At 55.6% G+C, this 15,705-nt stretch carries 18 protein-coding genes and 1 other RNA gene; 4 read left to right on the top strand and 15 right to left on the bottom strand.

The genetic code is table 11. From position 1 onward, the window contains the following. Positions 1-2: 2 nt before the first annotated feature. Positions 3-902: a LysR family transcriptional regulator gene (locus tag AC6I77_RS16635; protein WP_003855535.1), complete on the bottom strand. Its 900-nt coding sequence runs from the start codon at positions 900-902 to the stop codon at positions 3-5. 129 nt (positions 903-1,031) lie between these two features. Here AC6I77_RS16635 and AC6I77_RS16630 point away from each other — a divergent pair, with 129 nt between their 5' ends. Beyond that, positions 1,032-1,736, top strand: coding sequence for a pirin family protein (locus tag AC6I77_RS16630; protein WP_003855536.1), 705 nt, complete (start codon positions 1,032-1,034; stop codon positions 1,734-1,736). A 52-nt stretch (positions 1,737-1,788) separates the two neighbouring features. On the opposite strand, the gene dolP is transcribed toward AC6I77_RS16630, so the two are convergent. From dolP to AC6I77_RS16610, 4 genes are read right to left on the bottom strand one after another with little or no spacing between them, the layout of a single operon-like run. Next, a complete protein-coding gene (gene dolP / locus AC6I77_RS16625) occupies positions 1,789-2,361 on the bottom strand; it encodes a division/outer membrane stress-associated lipid-binding lipoprotein (protein WP_008925774.1) in 573 nt (190 codons plus the stop codon). Between the two features lie 14 nt (positions 2,362-2,375). Further along, positions 2,376-2,963 (bottom strand): DnaA initiator-associating protein DiaA, encoded by a 588-nt coding sequence (gene diaA / locus AC6I77_RS16620; protein WP_003855538.1) that lies wholly within the window; start codon positions 2,961-2,963, stop codon positions 2,376-2,378. A gap of 14 nt (positions 2,964-2,977) precedes the next feature. Further along, complete coding sequence (locus AC6I77_RS16615) at positions 2,978-3,373, bottom strand: YraN family protein (RefSeq protein WP_003855539.1); 396 nt, start codon at positions 3,371-3,373, stop codon at positions 2,978-2,980. Further along, positions 3,331-5,361, bottom strand: a complete 2,031-nt coding sequence (locus AC6I77_RS16610) for a penicillin-binding protein activator (protein ID WP_078805003.1) — start codon at positions 5,359-5,361, stop codon at positions 3,331-3,333. The genes AC6I77_RS16615 and AC6I77_RS16610 overlap by 43 nt, the downstream gene beginning before the upstream one ends. A gap of 62 nt (positions 5,362-5,423) precedes the next feature. Here AC6I77_RS16610 and rsmI point away from each other — a divergent pair, with 62 nt between their 5' ends. Together rsmI and rnpB are read left to right on the top strand one after the other, a co-directional pair. Next, positions 5,424-6,290, top strand: coding sequence for a 16S rRNA (cytidine(1402)-2'-O)-methyltransferase (gene rsmI, locus AC6I77_RS16605; RefSeq protein ID WP_039659404.1), 867 nt, complete (start codon positions 5,424-5,426; stop codon positions 6,288-6,290). Positions 6,291-6,323: 33 nt separating this feature from the next. Beyond that, positions 6,324-6,702, top strand: an RNA gene (rnpB, locus tag AC6I77_RS16600) — RNase P RNA component class A. A 422-nt stretch (positions 6,703-7,124) separates the two neighbouring features. Here the strand turns inward: rnpB and AC6I77_RS16595 are convergent. From AC6I77_RS16595 to AC6I77_RS16550, 10 genes are all read right to left on the bottom strand, one after another. After that, positions 7,125-8,099 (bottom strand): glutathione S-transferase family protein, encoded by a 975-nt coding sequence (locus AC6I77_RS16595; protein ID WP_078805002.1) that lies wholly within the window; start codon positions 8,097-8,099, stop codon positions 7,125-7,127. A gap of 91 nt (positions 8,100-8,190) precedes the next feature. Beyond that, positions 8,191-8,586 (bottom strand): DoxX family protein, encoded by a 396-nt coding sequence (locus AC6I77_RS16590; protein WP_008925770.1) that lies wholly within the window; start codon positions 8,584-8,586, stop codon positions 8,191-8,193. A 202-nt stretch (positions 8,587-8,788) separates the two neighbouring features. Beyond that, positions 8,789-9,073, bottom strand: a complete 285-nt coding sequence (locus tag AC6I77_RS16585; protein ID WP_003850228.1) for a YqjK-like family protein — start codon at positions 9,071-9,073, stop codon at positions 8,789-8,791. Beyond that, positions 9,073-9,468, bottom strand: a complete 396-nt coding sequence (locus tag AC6I77_RS16580; protein WP_003850226.1) for a phage holin family protein — start codon at positions 9,466-9,468, stop codon at positions 9,073-9,075. Before AC6I77_RS16580 ends, AC6I77_RS16585 begins: the two co-directional genes overlap by 1 nt. Before the next feature lie 2 nt (positions 9,469-9,470). Next, complete coding sequence (locus tag AC6I77_RS16575; protein WP_003850224.1) at positions 9,471-9,776, bottom strand: ElaB/YgaM/YqjD family protein; 306 nt, start codon at positions 9,774-9,776, stop codon at positions 9,471-9,473. Positions 9,777-9,811: 35 nt separating this feature from the next. Continuing rightward, the gene (locus AC6I77_RS16570) at positions 9,812-10,186 is read right to left on the bottom strand and encodes a DUF1090 domain-containing protein (RefSeq protein WP_033743157.1); all 375 of its coding nucleotides are present in this window, start codon (positions 10,184-10,186) and stop codon (positions 9,812-9,814) included. Positions 10,187-10,375: 189 nt separating this feature from the next. After that, positions 10,376-10,723, bottom strand: a complete 348-nt coding sequence (mzrA, locus tag AC6I77_RS16565; protein WP_003850221.1) for an EnvZ/OmpR regulon moderator MzrA — start codon at positions 10,721-10,723, stop codon at positions 10,376-10,378. Then, positions 10,723-11,397, bottom strand: a complete 675-nt coding sequence (locus AC6I77_RS16560; protein ID WP_003850219.1) for a DedA family protein — start codon at positions 11,395-11,397, stop codon at positions 10,723-10,725. The genes mzrA and AC6I77_RS16560 overlap by 1 nt, the downstream gene beginning before the upstream one ends. Before the next feature lie 323 nt (positions 11,398-11,720). Then, positions 11,721-12,497, bottom strand: coding sequence for a transcriptional regulator ExuR (gene exuR, locus AC6I77_RS16555; RefSeq protein ID WP_003850218.1), 777 nt, complete (start codon positions 12,495-12,497; stop codon positions 11,721-11,723). 86 nt (positions 12,498-12,583) lie between these two features. Further along, positions 12,584-13,888: an MFS transporter gene (locus AC6I77_RS16550; RefSeq protein ID WP_003850215.1), complete on the bottom strand. Its 1,305-nt coding sequence runs from the start codon at positions 13,886-13,888 to the stop codon at positions 12,584-12,586. A 399-nt stretch (positions 13,889-14,287) separates the two neighbouring features. Between AC6I77_RS16550 and uxaC the strand changes: the two genes are divergently transcribed. After that, positions 14,288-15,703: a glucuronate isomerase gene (gene uxaC, locus AC6I77_RS16545; protein WP_078805001.1), complete on the top strand. Its 1,416-nt coding sequence runs from the start codon at positions 14,288-14,290 to the stop codon at positions 15,701-15,703. Positions 15,704-15,705: the final 2 nt, after the last annotated feature.

Here is a 15,705-nt window from a genome sequence, read left to right as displayed (position 1 = left end):
TTTTAGTTTTTCTTCGCCAGCAGGCGGGGGATCTCGCGCAGACACCAGGATTTGGCTTCGCCCATGCTGTCGCGCCGCCACGCCATAATAATATCAACCTCGCGAGTGTATTCCGGACTCACCACGCGCAGACGGCCTTCCGCGATATCCTGCTCCACCAGTGAATAGGGCATGGTTGCGACACCCAGCCCCGCCAGCAGGGCACGGCGCTTATCATCCATGCTGCTTACGGTCAGGCGCTGCTGTTTATCCAGTAACTGCACGGTCAGCACCGGGCGCTCACGCGCGGTATCTGCCACTGCAATGCCCCGGTATTTCACCCGCGTCACTTCAGACTGAGGTTCAGGCTCGTTATGGATTGGATGGTCAGCACTGGCGACGTAAACACTCATCATGGTGTAGAGCTTACGGGTATTGATCTCGGTGGAGGCACGGAAGTGCATATCGGGGGCGATCACGATATCGGCACGGCCCTGTTCCAGCCGCTCCCACGCGCCTGCCAATACTTCGGTAACCAGCGAAAATTGTGTATTGGCTTTGTCAGCCAGCTTTGTCACCAGCGGAAACAGTGCATCAATGGGCACCAGCGCTTCAGTAACGATGGTCAGATGGGTTTCCCAGCCACGCGCCAGCGCTTCCGCATCGGTGGTGAGCTTATCGGCCGCTTCCAGCAGTACCCGGCCACGCTCCAGCAGCATGCGTCCCACGTTGGTAAATTTAGTGCGGTGACCGGAGCGGTCAAACAGCACCACATCCAGCTCCTCTTCCAGCTTTTGCATGGTGTAGCTGAGGGCTGAAGGGACACGCCCCAGTTCATCTGCTGCTGCTGCAAAACTGCCACGTCGATCAATCGCATCCATAACGCGTAAAGATTCAAGGGTTAATGCACGCTCTTTGGCCATCCCGGTTCTCTGTCAGGAAATTTGAACATGCCGGGCAGATTAACTGGCTAACAATCCGGCGTCCAGACTTTTACCATGGGTGCATAAAGTCCGTGGCCGATCCTCGTCACCGGATGCCGGAGGTAAATAATGATAACGACACGCAGTGCGTCCGCATGTGGTCAGGCCGATTTCGGCTGGTTGCAGGGGCGTTACAGTTTCTCTTTTGGCCACTATTTTGATCCTAAACTGATGGGTTACGCATCGCTGCGTGTTCTGAACCAGGAAGTGCTGGCACCGGGTGCGGCTTTTCAGCCGCGTACCTATCCTCAGGTCGATGTGCTGAACATCGTGCTGCAGGGTGAAGCTGAATACCGCGACAGCGAAGGCAACACCATCAGCGTGCGGGAAGGAGAGGCGCTGCTGCTCTCTGCCCAGCAGGGGGTAAGTTACACCGAAATTAACCTGAGCAAAGATCGTCCACTGACACGTATGCAGCTATGGCTGTCAGCCTGTCCTGAGCGCGAAAATCCGCGGATGCAAAAGATTGCCCTGACGGAAGGCCGGTTGTCTCAGCTGATCGCCTCGCCGGATGGGATAGATGACAGTCTGCAGTTGCGTCAGCAGGTGTGGATTCATCAGGTTGAGCTGGCGCCGGGCGAACAGCACTCGCTGCGGATACAGGGGCCACGCGCCTATCTGCAGTCAATTCATGGTTCGCTGGAGGCGATGTCCGGCACGGATCATCAGGAAAAGCTGGGCTGTGGCGATGGTGCGTTTTTGCAGGAAGAGAAGCTGTTGCAGCTGAAGGCGAAAACCGCGACCCGCGCGCTGGTCATCGATATTCCGGTCTGAAAATCGGGCAATAAAAAAGGCGGCCATAGCCGCCTTTTTGCGTTTTAGCGTGTTACTTCAGCATGGTAAAGGCGGTGGTGACGTGTTTCACGCCACTGACGCGGCTGGCGACATCAGCCGCGGCCTGCGCTTCCTGTTGTGTCACCAGACCCAGCAGGAACACTTCGCCATTCTCCGTCGTCACCTTCACGTTGGAGGATTTCACCTGATCGCTGCCCAACAGCTGCGAGCGGATTTTGGTGGTAATCCAGGTGTCTGACGACGTGGTGCCCAGCGTCACTTTCTGGCCGATGCGGATCTCGTTATAGACCTCGGTTGCGCCATCAACGCCCATGGTGATCTGTTTGGCACGATTGGCGATCTCCTGCGAAGGCGCCTGACCGGTCAGCAGCACTTTGCCCTGATAGGCGGTGGCGACAACGCGGGCATCGGTTTTAATCTGCTGATCTTTTGCCAGCGCGTTCGTGACGCGTAGCTCCAGCGTGCCGTCATCAACCTGTGTACCCACCGAGCGGGGATCCGTGGCCGTTTTGGTGGCAACAGCTGCGCCGCCAGCGACGACCGCCACGCAGCCCTGCAGTAGCATGGCGGTTAACAGAATAGCTATAGCATTCAATGCTTTCATTCGTGCTCCTTCAGTCATTCCTGATGGGGAAAGAGAGTGTTATCGATCAGATCGCATAAGCAATTCACGGTGAGCATATGCATCTCCTGAATACGGGCGCTGCGGTGCGACGGAATGCGGATTTCCACATCCTGCGGACCCAGCAGTCCGGCGAGCTCTCCGCCATCATACCCGGTAAGCGCAACGATAGTCATATCGCGTGTCACCGCTGCTTCTACGGCCTTAACGATGTCACGGGTGTTGCCACGGGTCGAGATGGCCAGTAACACATCACCTGCGTGTCCCAGCGCGCGTACCTGCTTGGCATAGATCTCATCGTGCAGACGATCATTCCCAATCGCGGTCAGCATCACGTTGTCGGCACTTAACGCCAGCGCCGGTAAGCTGGGGCGTTCGGTCTCGAAACGATTGATCATGCTGGCGGCGAAGTGCTGGGCATTGGCGGATGAGGCACCGTTGCCACAGCTCAGGATTTTATTGCCATTCAATAACGACTGCACCAGCGTCATGGCCGCGCGGGAGATGGCATCGGGCAACGCCTCGGCTGCGGCAATCTGAGTCTGAATACTTTCGGTAAAACACGCTTTAATTCTTTCCTGCACACGACCACCTGGTTCTAAACGTCTGCATTAAAGGCATTCGGCAGCCACTCGAGCGCCGTGCCGGTAATGGCGATGATGTCGAAACGGCAATTCACTGTTTCAAAACTGCCGCCGCGTTGCGCCAGCCAGAGAGCGGCAGCGCGCAGCAGCTTTTGTTGTTTATTCCGGGTTACGCTGGCGAGCGCGCCACCATAACGCGCATCGCGTCGGTAGCGGACTTCAACAAACACCCAACAGTGCCCGTCACGCATAATCAGGTCAAGTTCACCATTGCGAAAGTGAACATTACTGGCGACCCATATCAGGCCAGCCTGCTCCAGATAGCGCCGGGCATCTTCTTCATGTCCGGCGCCAATCTGACGGCGATTTAGTTGGCCGGTGCGATTTCGCCCCGGCGATACTGGTTCCATGTCAACTTCCTGTTGATCACACAATCCGTGTCGGCGCTGAGCTTGCCGGTATTGCCATCCAGCGTGAAGCCAGGTGACTGGCGCATCTGGTTAAAGTGGTTCGCCAGCGTCCAGGCATCCATACCCATGGCATAGAGGCGCACCAGCGAGTAGTCATTATTGAATGACTTCGATGTCTGCTGCATCAGGCCAGGATTGCTGCCGGAGAGCAGCGGAATATCGCTGAACTGCAGGCCATCCATTTCAAGCCGGAAGTCCGGGCCGGCACCAGCCTGCGCGCTGCGCGAACTGGCGTAGAGCGAGATGTTGCTGCGACTGCCGGTGCGCATGGTGATCATCGGTTTGATCAGCTGCAGTTCATCCTGGGTCGAGACGATGTAGACCGCATCGATGCCACCGCCGCTGCTGGTGCTGACCACATCAGGCGTACTCTGTTGCGGTGCCGGAATGGTCAGGCCCGCAATGGAAACGCCCTGCGGCTCAGCAGGTGCCGCATTGACCGGCGTACCTGACAGGCTGATGCCCGCGCCGCTGTTAATGCCCTGTTTCAGCTCAGCGGTCGAGCCAAAGCGCTGCTGCATGACGGTGCTGCCACCCAGCGTCTGCCACTCCTGTGCAAAAGCGTTGGTAACGCGATCGCCCAGGCCGCTGCGCGGAACCAGCAGCAGCGGCTGACGTTTGCCCTGGTCCCAGATATGGTGCGCGGCATCGCGTGCTTCGTCTTCAGGAGAAAGCGCAAAGTAGCAGATATTCGGATGGTTCTGGATCTTTTCCGGCTCGTTGAGCGCCAGCACGTTTAAGGGGGTCTGGCTGTTGGCGACCTTCTCAACGTTGCTCTTCAGCAGTGGGCCAACCACGATAGTGGCGCCATCCTGCTGTGCCTGCTGCATCACCTGCTCAATCGGCTGGCTGCTGGTATCATAGACCTTGATCTGAGCGTTGCTGGCCGGTGCGGCAGCAGCAGGCTGAGATTGAGGCTGTGGCTGTGGTGTGGTGGCGGCAGACTGCTGCGGTGCGCTGATCGGATCGGCAGACGATCCCGCAGCGGCGGCAGGTTGCGCGCTGGCTGTTGCATCCGCAGCGGCAGGCTGGGCAGTTGCCGCCGCAGGCTGTGCGACCGGCGCGGATACGCCGTTCTTCGCGTCGTTAAAGCCTTTCTGGATGGCATTCGCGAACACCTGTGCCTGGCCATTCAGCGGCAGCAGCAGCGCGATGATGCTGGTAGAGGCTTTGGTGTAGTTCTGCATCTGGCTCAGCTGCGTCGGCAACGTTTTGGCCGCCGGGTTCTGCGGATAGCGAGTCTGCCAGTCTTTGATGCCGGACTTCAGCATTTCTGCATCCTGGGCATTAGCACGCCAGACCGCGAGCAGATCCAGCCAGCCCTGCAGCACATTTTCGTCGGCATTGATCACCAGGTTGCTGGCTTCCTGTGGCGACATCTGCGTCAGGGTCTGCCAGGTAGCGTCAATATTGCTCTGATGATCGGCGTCTTTCAGCAGCGGTTCCTGAGCAATATAGTTGCGCAGCAGTGAGAGTGAAGGGCGGCCCTGCGCGCTGGCAATTTGCAGGCTGTAGTAACGCGCCAGCTGATCCTGCGACAGTGCGCTGGTCTTTACCGCTGCTAACAGCGGTTCAGCGTCTTTGGATTTCTGCTGGGCAATCAACAACTGCGCTTTCAGCAGCAGAGATTCCTGTTGCTGCGTCTCAGAGAGCTGCTGCGGCAACTGGCTCAGTTGCTGAGTGGCCTCGGGATACTTTCCTTCCTTCAACAGGGCGCGGATTGCGAGTAATTGCCAGTCGGTCTTGCTATCATCGCTGCTTTGCTGCGCTTGCTGCAGATAGTAAGCGGAGCTGGCGGTGGCTGGCCCCTGAATATTGACGGTTGAGGTTTGCGGCGCCTGACCGCTACATGCGGCTAAAATCAGCCCGGCAAGAATGACAGGCAGAAAGCGTCCTGCTTTATGACGAACGACTTTTGAAGGAAGCATACTGTATCCAGTGATGTTTTTTTCAAGATGCTCAATATTAAATCGGCAATTCGGATGAAACAATGAAACAACTCGATCGGGCAGAGATTTCTGCCAGCACGCTCTACATCGTTCCAACCCCGATTGGTAATTTGGGTGATATCACCCAGCGGGCGCTGACGGTGCTTTCGAGCGTCGATCTGGTCGCTGCGGAAGATACACGTCATACCGGGCTGTTGCTACAACATTTCGCCATCAATGCGCGACTCTTCTCACTTCATGACCACAACGAGCAGCATAAGGCTGAGCTGCTGCTGACGAAGCTGCAAGAGGGTCAAAGCATAGCCTTAGTTTCCGATGCTGGCACGCCGCTGATTAACGATCCGGGCTACCATCTGGTGCGCCGCTGCCGTGAAGCGGGCATTCGTGTAGTGCCGCTACCGGGCGCCTGTGCCGCCATTGCCGCATTGAGCGCCGCAGGACTGCCATCCGATCGTTTCTGTTACGAAGGGTTTCTGCCCGCAAAAACCAAAGGCCGTTGCGATGCCCTGCGAGCACTGGTGCAGGAGCCACGCACGCTGATTTTCTATGAATCAACCCATCGTTTAATCGACAGCCTGCAGGATATGGTGAGTGAGCTGGGGCCTGAGCGCTACGTCGTGCTGGCTCGTGAGCTGACCAAAACCTGGGAGTCGATTTATGGTGCGCCGGTCGGCGAGCTGCTGGCCTGGGTCAAAGAAGATGAGAATCGTCGTAAAGGCGAGATGGTGCTGATTGTCGAAGGGCACAAAGTCGATGATGACGATGCGTTACCCGCTGATGCACTGCGTACGCTGGCGCTGCTGCAAAAAGAGCTGCCGTTGAAGCGCGCGGCTGCGCTGACCGCTGAGATCCATAGCGTGAAGAAGAATGCCCTCTATAAGTATGCGCTGGAGCAGCAAGAGGCGTGACAAATGCCTTCGGATGTCCTATTATCCCGCGCCGAAGCTGACCAGACAGTCGCCGCTTTGTCGTCGTCCTCACTTGTGGGGAGACGGGCAGAGGGGAGGAAAGTCCGGGCTCCATAGGGCAGGGTGCCAGGTAACGCCTGGGAGGCGCAAGCCTACGACCAGTGCAACAGAGAGCAAACCGCCGATGGCCCAGAAATGGGATCAGGTAAGGGTGAAAGGGTGCGGTAAGAGCGCACCGCGCGACTGGCAACAGTTCGTGGCACGGTAAACTCCACCCGGAGCAAGGCCAAATAGGGGTTCACAAGGTACGGCCCGTACTGAACCCGGGTAGGCTGCTTGAGCCAGTGAGCGATTGCTGGCCTAGATGAATGACTGTCCACGACAGAACCCGGCTTAACGGTCAGCTTCGACTTTTTACCAGAAACCCCGCTCCGGCGGGGTTTTTGCTTTTGCGGGCTATGTGCAGGCAGCGATGAATGACTGTCCACGACGCTCTCTATGAAAAGAACGCGGCTTAACGGTCAGCTTCGACTTTTTACCAGAAACCCCGCTCCGGCGGGGTTTTTGCTTTTGCGGGCTATGTGCAGGCAGCGATGAATGACTGTCCACGACGCTCTCTATGAAAAGAACGCGGCTTAACGGTCAGCTTCGACTTTTTACCAGAAACCCCGCTCCGGCGGGGTTTTTGCTTTTGCGGGCTATGTGCAGGCAGCGATGAATGACTGTCCACGATGCGCTCCATGAAAAGAACGCGGCTTACCGGTCAGCGTCGATTTTTTACCAGAAACCCCGCTTCGGCGGGGTTTTTGCTTTGTGGCGCTATACGAATGCAGCTTAACCGCGGCCGTGCGGTTCATCCCAGTCAAACGCTGGCCCAAGCGAAATCAAGCCGTTCGGGTTAATGGTCTTGTGACTGCAATAGTAGTGGTGACGGATATGCGGCAGATTGACTGTCTCTGCAATGCCCGGCATCTGATAGATATCACGCAGGAAACCGCTCAGGTTTCTGTAATCACTGATCCGGTGGCGATCGCACTTAAAGTGAGTCACATAGACGGGATCAAAGCGCACCAGCGTGGTCCACAAACGCAGATCCGCTTCGGTCAGCTGATCACCGGTAAGATAGCGATGCTGGCCCAGGAGCTGCTCCAGTCGCGACAGCGAATGGAACAGCGCAGTCACTGCCTCATCGTACGCGGACTGCGACGTCGCAAAGCCCGATTTATACACGCCGTTATTAACCGTATCGTAGATCCAGCCATTCAGCTCATCAATCTTCTCGCGCAGCGCTACCGGATAGTAGTCACCGGCACGGGCACCGACCGCATCAAACGCACTGTTGAACATGCGGATGATATCAGCCGATTCATTGCTGACGATGGTGTTCTGCTGCTTGTCCCATAATACCGGCACGGTTACACGGCCACTGTACTGCGGGTCAGCATGCAAATAGAGCTGATAAAGGAACTCGTTCTGATAGAGCTTATCGCCCGTCGCATCCTGAAAGGTGTCATCGAAGGTCCAGCCGTTCTCCAGCATCAACGGATGCACCACGGAGACGTCGATCATGCTATCCAGACCCTTCAGCTGACGCATCAGTAGCGTACGGTGCGCCCAGGGGCAGGCCAGCGAGACATAAAGATGATAGCGATCGCGCTCAGCAGCAAATCCCGCTTTGCCCACCGGACCGGCGCTACCGTCCGCCGTGACCCAGTTGCGAAAAGCCGACTCTGAACGTTTGAAACGTCCGCCGGTAGATTTAGTATCGTACCAGGTGTCATGCCAGACACCGTCAATTAACTGTCCCATAATGGCTCCAATGCAAGCAGGGCGGGGAAATGTCCCCGCCCTGCTAAGTATATGTGGCATTACGCTTTATGTGAGATTAGCGCGCAATCGCCTATGATTTTCTTTTGCTGATCAGGCGATCAATGCTGTATGCGCCTGGACCCACCAGACCTAACACCAGGAAACCACCCGCGATAGAGAGGTTTTTCATGAACATCAACTGATTCACACCTTCGGCAAAGTTACTGTGAAACAGAAACGCGGTCAGGATGGTGAAGCCTGCAGTGAACAGGGCAGTGAAACGGGTCAGGAAACCAAACAGAATGGCCAGACCGCCGCCAAACTCCAGCAGAATAACCAGCGGCAGCATAAAGCCAGGGACGCCCATCGCTTCCATATATTGCTGAGTACCTGCATAACCGGTGATCTTGCCCCAGCCGGCCGTAATGAACAGGATTGGCATCAGGATGCGAGCCACTAATAAACCGACATCTTCGAATTTTTTCATCATCTACTCCAGCGCTATCAGGAATGCAGGGCAAGCTGCCCGCAGGGTTTATGCCCGCTGAAAGCACTACTGCGTTCATTGGGTTGATGGCTGGAGATGATAATCGCGGAGTGGAAAGGTTGTAAGCGAGATATACTGTCTGTGTTTTTCAGAAAATCTGATGAAGAAAAGCCGGCCTTTTCAGGACCGGCTATTAACAAAATTAACGCGGTGGCAATGCGGACTTAATCATGCGCCAGGTACTCCAGGCACCGAATCCCCGTTTGGCCCAGCGTAAGATCTTACTGGGACTACGAATTGAGTAGACGGCCAGCGCGCTGCTGCCAATAGCCAGATAGCGACGTAAGCTGAGGAAAGTAAACCAGCCACGATCGTAATGGGCGGTCCCTTCCAGCCAGTCACGCCGCGCAGCGCTTAAATCCAGCCGCTGCTGCTGCACATGCTTAAGCAGTTCATGGATGCGTTCTTCACGCTCGCGGCGGCTCATCAGCGTTGTTCCTCAAGCAAATTACGATCAGTTTCCAGCTCTTTACGCGTATGGCGTAACAGCGTTGACTGACGCGACTTGTGAAGTGTCCAGAGTCCCAGAATGACCGCCAGCAGGAACAGTGTGCCGGTTGTGATGCCAATGGCCATCAGACGATACTGTGCATCTACTGCCCAGATAATCAGAACCATCAGGCTCATCAGACCAAATGCAGTGAACAGCATGGTCAGGCCAACCATCAACAGCAGCTGAATCAGGTTAGCTTTCTCATGCTCCAGTTCCACCACTGCCAGACGAACACGCGTCTCGACCATGCCAACCAGCGTGGTCACAATACGCTGGCCGATGTTAATGACCCCTTTAGCCGGGCCGTGGTTGTGCTGTGAGTCAGCCATAGTTAACGACGCGAAATGAGCATGCCCAGTGCGACGCCAATCGCTGCACCGATGCCCACACCATGCCATGGATTTTCACGCACATAGCCTTCAGCTCTCTGTGCCGCTTCACGCGTAGTCGCAGCGATGCGCTCGCTTGATTCGCCCAGACGTTCACGTGAGCTGTCCAGCGCATCACGCGCTTTGCTGCGAAGTTTATCCAGCTCACCTTTGGATTTTTCAGTACTGCTGCTCAGTACTTCCTCCAGGGTATCGGCGAGGTTTTTCAGTTCAGCACGCAAATGTTCCGATGATGTGTCTTTAGACATAAAATACTCCTTTAACATCAGTTGGTTAATTCCAATTAATAGGGCTCCGCCTGTAACTTTTTCAGTTCCCGGCGCGCTTCATCCAGTTTTTGTTGTCGCTTAGCAATCTTTTCCCTGTCATGGCCCTCTTCACGCTCTTCCCTGAGTGCGTGCTCACGCTCTGCAACTTTCTGCTTTTGCGCGTTAATTCTTTCCAGATGGGCGGCTTCAAGCTTTTTATCGCTGCAATCTGCCCGGACTTCGGTCAGCGCGCGCTCCAGACCATTAACCCGGCGCTGGTTGTTGTGCTTTTGCGCCATCCCAATTTCACGCTGAATATCTTGCTCTTTCTGCTCACACAGCGATTCTGCTGCCAGCAGCGAACCCGATAGCGAAAACAGAGCAATGCCCATCAATACTTGATATTTCATCGGTCCTGAACCTTCCATTGCGACCTGACTCCTCATCACCTGCGCGATCTTGTGCCTGCGGGTGCTAAGAATCGACTCTCGCTTAAGCATAGACACCGATAGTAAAAAGTTCAAAGAAGACCGGGAGATAGAGCGGCTTTCAGACCGTCGCGGCATGCGGCAACGGTCTGAAAAAGAGGGAGAGGGGGATTACGCCAGCGAAAGGTGCTGAGAGTGATCGTGCTGCGCCACAATAAAGCCTTGTGGCAACAGGCGGCGCAACACCTTCTGTGCTGCCAGACTCTGTTCTTCGCTGTCAAAATGAATGATCAGCGCATCACCCGCGGGCGTTATGCTTTTTATACGAATACCTTGTGCGCTTAATTGCTGATAGAGATAAAAACCATCTGGCAGCGTTGCACCTGCATGAGAAACCCGAATCTGCACCACTGTCTCGTGCTTCATCAAAGGTGGGATCGCACAGAGCGCGACCAGCGCAAACGCGCCAGCAATCAACCACGGTAACCACCGTTTAGGAATAGCCTGCAGCAGTTTCATTACTCGGCTTTCCCGTTTTGATTCGCCTGTCGTTTACGCCATAACACCACCAGCGATCCCACCAGGCCAAATACCAGCAGCGCCAGTGGCAGCATCATCAGGAAAAACATCATCTCATCTTCGTAACGACGGAAAATCGGGGTTTTTCCCAGCGCGAAGCCGATTACGGTCAAAATTACCACCCACAGGAATGCACTTACCCAGTTAAAGAACTGAAAACGGGCATTGCTGAGGCCTGACAGCCCGGCAATGGTGGGCAGCAGCGTTCGGACAAAGGCGATAAAGCGACCAATCAGCAGGGCAGATAAGCCGTGACGGTGAAACATGCTGTGCGCGCGCAGGTGGTATTGGGCTGGCAGATGAGAGAGCCATTTCTGAACCGTGGGCGTATTACCCAGCCAGCGGCCTTGTATGTAGCTCACCCAGCAGCCCAGACTGGCGCCGGTCGTCAGAACCAGAATCGTTAAAGGGAAACTCATGGTGCCTTTGGCAATCAGTACGCCGACCAGAATCAGCAGACTGTCACCTGGCAGGAATGCGGCAGGAAGAAGGCCATTTTCTAAGAATAAAATCATGAACAACACGCCGTAAATGGCCCATACCAGCGTGGGATCGGAGAGAGTTTCATAGTCCTGTTGCCACAGGGCATGCAGCAACGCTTGCAAAATATCCATCAATCATTCCTGAACATCATTGTTAAACATGTCCCACAGGGACTTAAACGCAGACCGGCATTTCGTTATAAATTTTAGGCGCGCAGCCTGGGCGGGATTTTCCGGATCCTTCCAGAATCGATTGTTAAATCAGCAACTTTATAAACCCTTGTCGCAAAGGGTAATAAAAGGGCGATAACTGTAACAAAAATCGCCTGTCTGAGACAGTAAAACTCTCTTGCGAACAGGAGTTTTACCTTGTGAAACGCCCTGTAAAAAGGAGCTTTACATGACCTGACACTATTGCAGATTAACTGACCATCTCAGGCTGTTTTCAGGCGCTTTTAGCGGGCGTTATTGGACCCATCAGGCAGGATGACCGGATTCTCACCGAACATGTAACGATCCACGTTAAATTCAAAATCATCCGCCGTGGCGTTAAACAGCATCTGTTTAGTATTTTCCAGATGTTGCCACATCGCCAGTTTGCTGGCGGCGGGATCTTTACGCATCAGCGCTTTGAGGATCTGATCGTGGTCGTCGCACCAGCTGAGAATGCTGCGCTGGTCGATATGTTCATGAAGTTTGAGCCAGTAGGGATTGTGCAGGCGGTGCAGCCACATTTTTTCAACGATGGCGGCTAAAGCACTGTTCTGGGTGGATTGCGCGATGCGCACATGAAACTGCATGTCCCACTCGGAATCACGGAAGTGATCCTCCTGGCGGGCTTTTTCCTGAATCGCCATCAGGTCGATAATGTCCTGACGCGTGACCTGGGTGGCTGCGAACTCGGCCACGTTACTTTCAATGAGCTGGCGCGCCTGCAGTAGCTCAAACGGGCCAAAGGTGGCAAATTCCAGCTGGCTGCTGGTGGGGGCGATGCGATTCTGCTGCTGGCTGGCAATGACGTGAATACCCGATCCTTTACGGACCTCAACATAGCCTTCCACTTCCAGCATGATGATCGCTTCACGGACAACGGTGCGGCTCACTTCCATCTCTTCGGCAATCAGGCGTTCAGCAGGCAGTTTGTCGCCCACCGGATAGATTCCGGTTTCAATGCGGCTTTTGAGCTCGCTGGCAAGCTGTTGGTAGAGTCGACGGGATTCAGTGAGGTCCATAGCACAATCCTGGTAGCAGACAGATAAGTTGTTATACCACTTCAGGCGGTGCGAGGAAATGGGCTGGCTCGCGCCAGCCCGGCAAATCAATTGTGAACGGCGCTGGCTGGTGGAATCACCGTTTCCGCTTCCAGCTCTGAAATCGGTTTATTTTTCAGGACTGTCCAGATCACTGCGGCACCCAGCAGATCGAACACCGCCAGGGCAGCAAACAGCGGGCTGAAGCCCAGCGTATCGGCCAGGGCACCCACGACCAGCGCAAACATCGTGCTGGCGGTCCAGGCTGCCATGCCGGTCAGGCCGTTAGCCGTCGCGACTTCATTACGGCCGAAAACGTCTGACGACAGGGTAATGAGCGCACCTGAAAGGGCCTGATGCGCAAAGCCGCCGACGCACAGCAGACCAATGGCAACGTAAGGGCTGGTGAACAGGCCAATGGTGCCCGGCGCAATCATTAACAGCGCACCCATCGTCACCACCATTTTACGGGAAACGATCAGGTTAACGCCGAACCAGCGCTGAAACAGCGGCGGCAGATAGCCGCCCAGGATGCAGCCGAAGTCCGCGAACAGCATCGGCATCCAGGCGAACATCGCAATCTCTTTCAGATTGAAGCCGTACACCTTAAACATAAACAGCGGAATCCAGGCGTTGAAGGTTCCCCACGCCGGTTCTGCCAGAAAACGCGGCAGAGCAATGCCCCAGAACTGGCGGTTACGGATAATCTGCAGCGCCGACATTTTGCGGGTGTTGCCGGTCTGATGCTGTGCTTCCTGACCGGAGATAATGTAGTCGCGCTCTTCATCACTCAGCTTCTTCTGCTGTTTCGGATGTTTGTAAAACACCAGCCAGCAGAGTGCCCAGACCATGCTCAGCACACCGGTCATGATAAAGGCCATCTGCCAGCTGTGTGCCACGATTGCCCAGACCACCAGCGGCGGAGCCAGCATCGCACCGATAGATGAACCGACGTTGAAGTAGCCTACCGCGACCGAACGCTCTTTGGCCGGGAACCACTCACTACTCGCTTTGAGACCCGCCGGGATCATCGCCGCTTCAGCCGCACCGACGGCACCACGCGCCAGAGCAAGGCCGCCCCAACTGCCTGCCATCGCCGTGGCGGCACAGAAGATTGCCCACAGCACAGCAAACACGGCGTAGCCGACTTTGGTGCCCAGCAGATCCAGCACATAACCCGCCACCGGTTGCATCAGCGTATAGCAGGCTGAATAGGCCGCAATGATGTATGAATACTGCTGCGTAGTGATATGCAGCTCTGTCATCAATGTCGGGGCCGCCACGGCGATGGTATTACGGGTCAGATACCCTAATACCGTACCGATCGTCACCAGTCCAATCATGTACCAGCGTAACCCTTTGATCTTACGCATCCTCTACCTCTTCCAGTTCTGTATGCGGTCTTGCCGCTGTTGTTATCTGGAGCGGGACAGCCCGTGATGCAGCTCTGCTCACGCCCGCAGGTTCTGTCTGAGCAACCCTGTTCTTACCTTGCCATTTGTGGGCCGCTAACGACCTCACGATAGGACGAGAGCCTAACTTGTTATACAACTTTAAAAGTTGAGAGCCATCACAAAAACCCTTTCTGCACTGTGGGATACTGGAAACCTGCGTAATGACAGCCATTTAGCGCGCTGCGGGCGACAAAAATGTCCATAACGGTAGCCAGACATCGCCGTTTATGTGAGCAGGGTCGCAAATAAATCCGTAACGGACTAAAATTGGTATGATAACTTTGGGCCATCAGTGGTTCAGTAGATGAGGAAGCATGTATGTCACGTTTCATGACCGAGGATTTTTTGCTGGATAGTGAATTCGCCCGCCGTCTCTATCACGACTACGCGAAGGATCAGCCGATTTTCGACTATCACTGCCACTTACCGCCGCAGCAGATTGCCGAAAATTATCGCTTTGCCAATCTTTATGACATCTGGCTGAAGGGCGATCACTACAAGTGGCGGGCAATGCGCGCCAACGGTGTGGCTGAGGCGTTCTGTACCGGCAACGCCAGCGATCGTGAAAAGTTTGACGCCTGGGCGCGTACCGTGCCGCACACCATCGGCAACCCGCTCTATCACTGGACCCACCTGGAATTACGCCGGCCTTTCGGCATTGCCGACACGCTGCTTTCTGAGAAAACCGCCGACAATATCTGGCATCGCTGCAATGAACTGCTGGCGCAGGATAGCTTTACCACGCGTGGCATCATGCAGCAGATGAAGGTGAAGATGGTCGGCACCACAGACGATCCGCTGGATGACCTGCGCCATCATCGCGCGCTGGCAGACGACAGCAGTTTCAGCGTTAAAGTGTTGCCGAGCTGGCGTCCGGACAAAGCCTTTAATATCGAAGCCGACACCTTCCTGCCGTGGATTGAGACGCTGGAACAACTGACCGACATCAGCGTGCAGCGTTTTGACGATCTGCGCAGCGCACTGTATCAGCGGTTGGATCACTTTGCGGCGCACGGCTGCAAAGTCTCCGATCACGCGCTGGATGTGGTCTGTTATGCCGAGGCGGACGACGCCACGCTGGATGCGATTCTGGCGCGCCGTCGCAGCGGTACAGCACCGAATCCGCACGAAACGGCGCAGTTCAAAACGGCGGTACTGGTCTGGCTGGGCAGCGAATATGCCCGCCGTGGCTGGGTACAGCAGTATCACATTGGCGCACTGCGCAATACCAACCCACGCCAGTACCAGTTGCTGGGGCCGGATGTGGGCTTTGACTCCATTAACGACCAGCCGCTGGCTGAACCGCTGGCCCGCCTGCTGGGCGCACAGAACCTTAATAATGCGCTGCCGAAAACCATCCTCTATTGCCTGAATCCGCGCGATAACGAAGTACTGGCGACGATGGCAGGCAACTTCCAGGGTGAAGGTCAGGCGGGGAAAATGCAGTTTGGTTCCGCCTGGTGGTTCAATGACCAGCTGGACGGTATGCAGCGTCAGATGACCCAGCTGGCGCAGATTGGCCTGCTGAGCCGCTTCGTCGGGATGCTGACCGACAGCCGCAGCTTCCTCTCTTACACCCGCCACGAATATTTCCGCCGGTTGCTGTGCCAGATGATTGGCCGCTGGGTAGAGCAGGGTGAAGCGCCAGCCGATGAAGCGCTGTTAGGCCAGATGGTTCAGAACATCTGCTTCAACAATGCCCGCGATTACTTCGGCATCGAGCTGGGAGCCTGATG

The organism is Pantoea sp. X-Soil-ISGK-259 (assembly GCF_059730705.1).
The sequence above is the reverse complement of the archived record's forward strand: the minus strand, read 5'-3'. Positions and strand labels throughout refer to the sequence as shown.

What these genes read in the sequence shown, in the direction of transcription:
- AC6I77_RS16635 (WP_003855535.1), bottom strand. Translation starts at nt 902, where the DNA reads ATGGCCAAAGAGCGTGCATTAACCCTTGAATCTTTACGCGTTATGGAT.
- AC6I77_RS16630 (WP_003855536.1), top strand. Translation starts at nt 1,032, where the DNA reads ATGATAACGACACGCAGTGCGTCCGCATGTGGTCAGGCCGATTTCGGC.
- dolP (WP_008925774.1), bottom strand. Translation starts at nt 2,361, where the DNA reads ATGAAAGCATTGAATGCTATAGCTATTCTGTTAACCGCCATGCTACTG.
- AC6I77_RS16615 (WP_003855539.1), bottom strand. Translation starts at nt 3,373, where the DNA reads ATGGAACCAGTATCGCCGGGGCGAAATCGCACCGGCCAACTAAATCGC.
- AC6I77_RS16610 (WP_078805003.1), bottom strand. Translation starts at nt 5,361, where the DNA reads ATGCTTCCTTCAAAAGTCGTTCGTCATAAAGCAGGACGCTTTCTGCCT.
- rsmI (WP_039659404.1), top strand. Translation starts at nt 5,424, where the DNA reads ATGAAACAACTCGATCGGGCAGAGATTTCTGCCAGCACGCTCTACATC.
- AC6I77_RS16595 (WP_078805002.1), bottom strand. Translation starts at nt 8,099, where the DNA reads ATGGGACAGTTAATTGACGGTGTCTGGCATGACACCTGGTACGATACT.
- AC6I77_RS16590 (WP_008925770.1), bottom strand. Translation starts at nt 8,586, where the DNA reads ATGAAAAAATTCGAAGATGTCGGTTTATTAGTGGCTCGCATCCTGATG.
- AC6I77_RS16585 (WP_003850228.1), bottom strand. Translation starts at nt 9,073, where the DNA reads ATGAGCCGCCGCGAGCGTGAAGAACGCATCCATGAACTGCTTAAGCAT.
- AC6I77_RS16580 (WP_003850226.1), bottom strand. Translation starts at nt 9,468, where the DNA reads ATGGCTGACTCACAGCACAACCACGGCCCGGCTAAAGGGGTCATTAAC.
- AC6I77_RS16575 (WP_003850224.1), bottom strand. Translation starts at nt 9,776, where the DNA reads ATGTCTAAAGACACATCATCGGAACATTTGCGTGCTGAACTGAAAAAC.
- AC6I77_RS16570 (WP_033743157.1), bottom strand. Translation starts at nt 10,186, where the DNA reads ATGAAATATCAAGTATTGATGGGCATTGCTCTGTTTTCGCTATCGGGT.
- mzrA (WP_003850221.1), bottom strand. Translation starts at nt 10,723, where the DNA reads ATGAAACTGCTGCAGGCTATTCCTAAACGGTGGTTACCGTGGTTGATT.
- AC6I77_RS16560 (WP_003850219.1), bottom strand. Translation starts at nt 11,397, where the DNA reads ATGGATATTTTGCAAGCGTTGCTGCATGCCCTGTGGCAACAGGACTAT.
- exuR (WP_003850218.1), bottom strand. Translation starts at nt 12,497, where the DNA reads ATGGACCTCACTGAATCCCGTCGACTCTACCAACAGCTTGCCAGCGAG.
- AC6I77_RS16550 (WP_003850215.1), bottom strand. Translation starts at nt 13,888, where the DNA reads ATGCGTAAGATCAAAGGGTTACGCTGGTACATGATTGGACTGGTGACG.
- uxaC (WP_078805001.1), top strand. Translation starts at nt 14,288, where the DNA reads ATGTCACGTTTCATGACCGAGGATTTTTTGCTGGATAGTGAATTCGCC.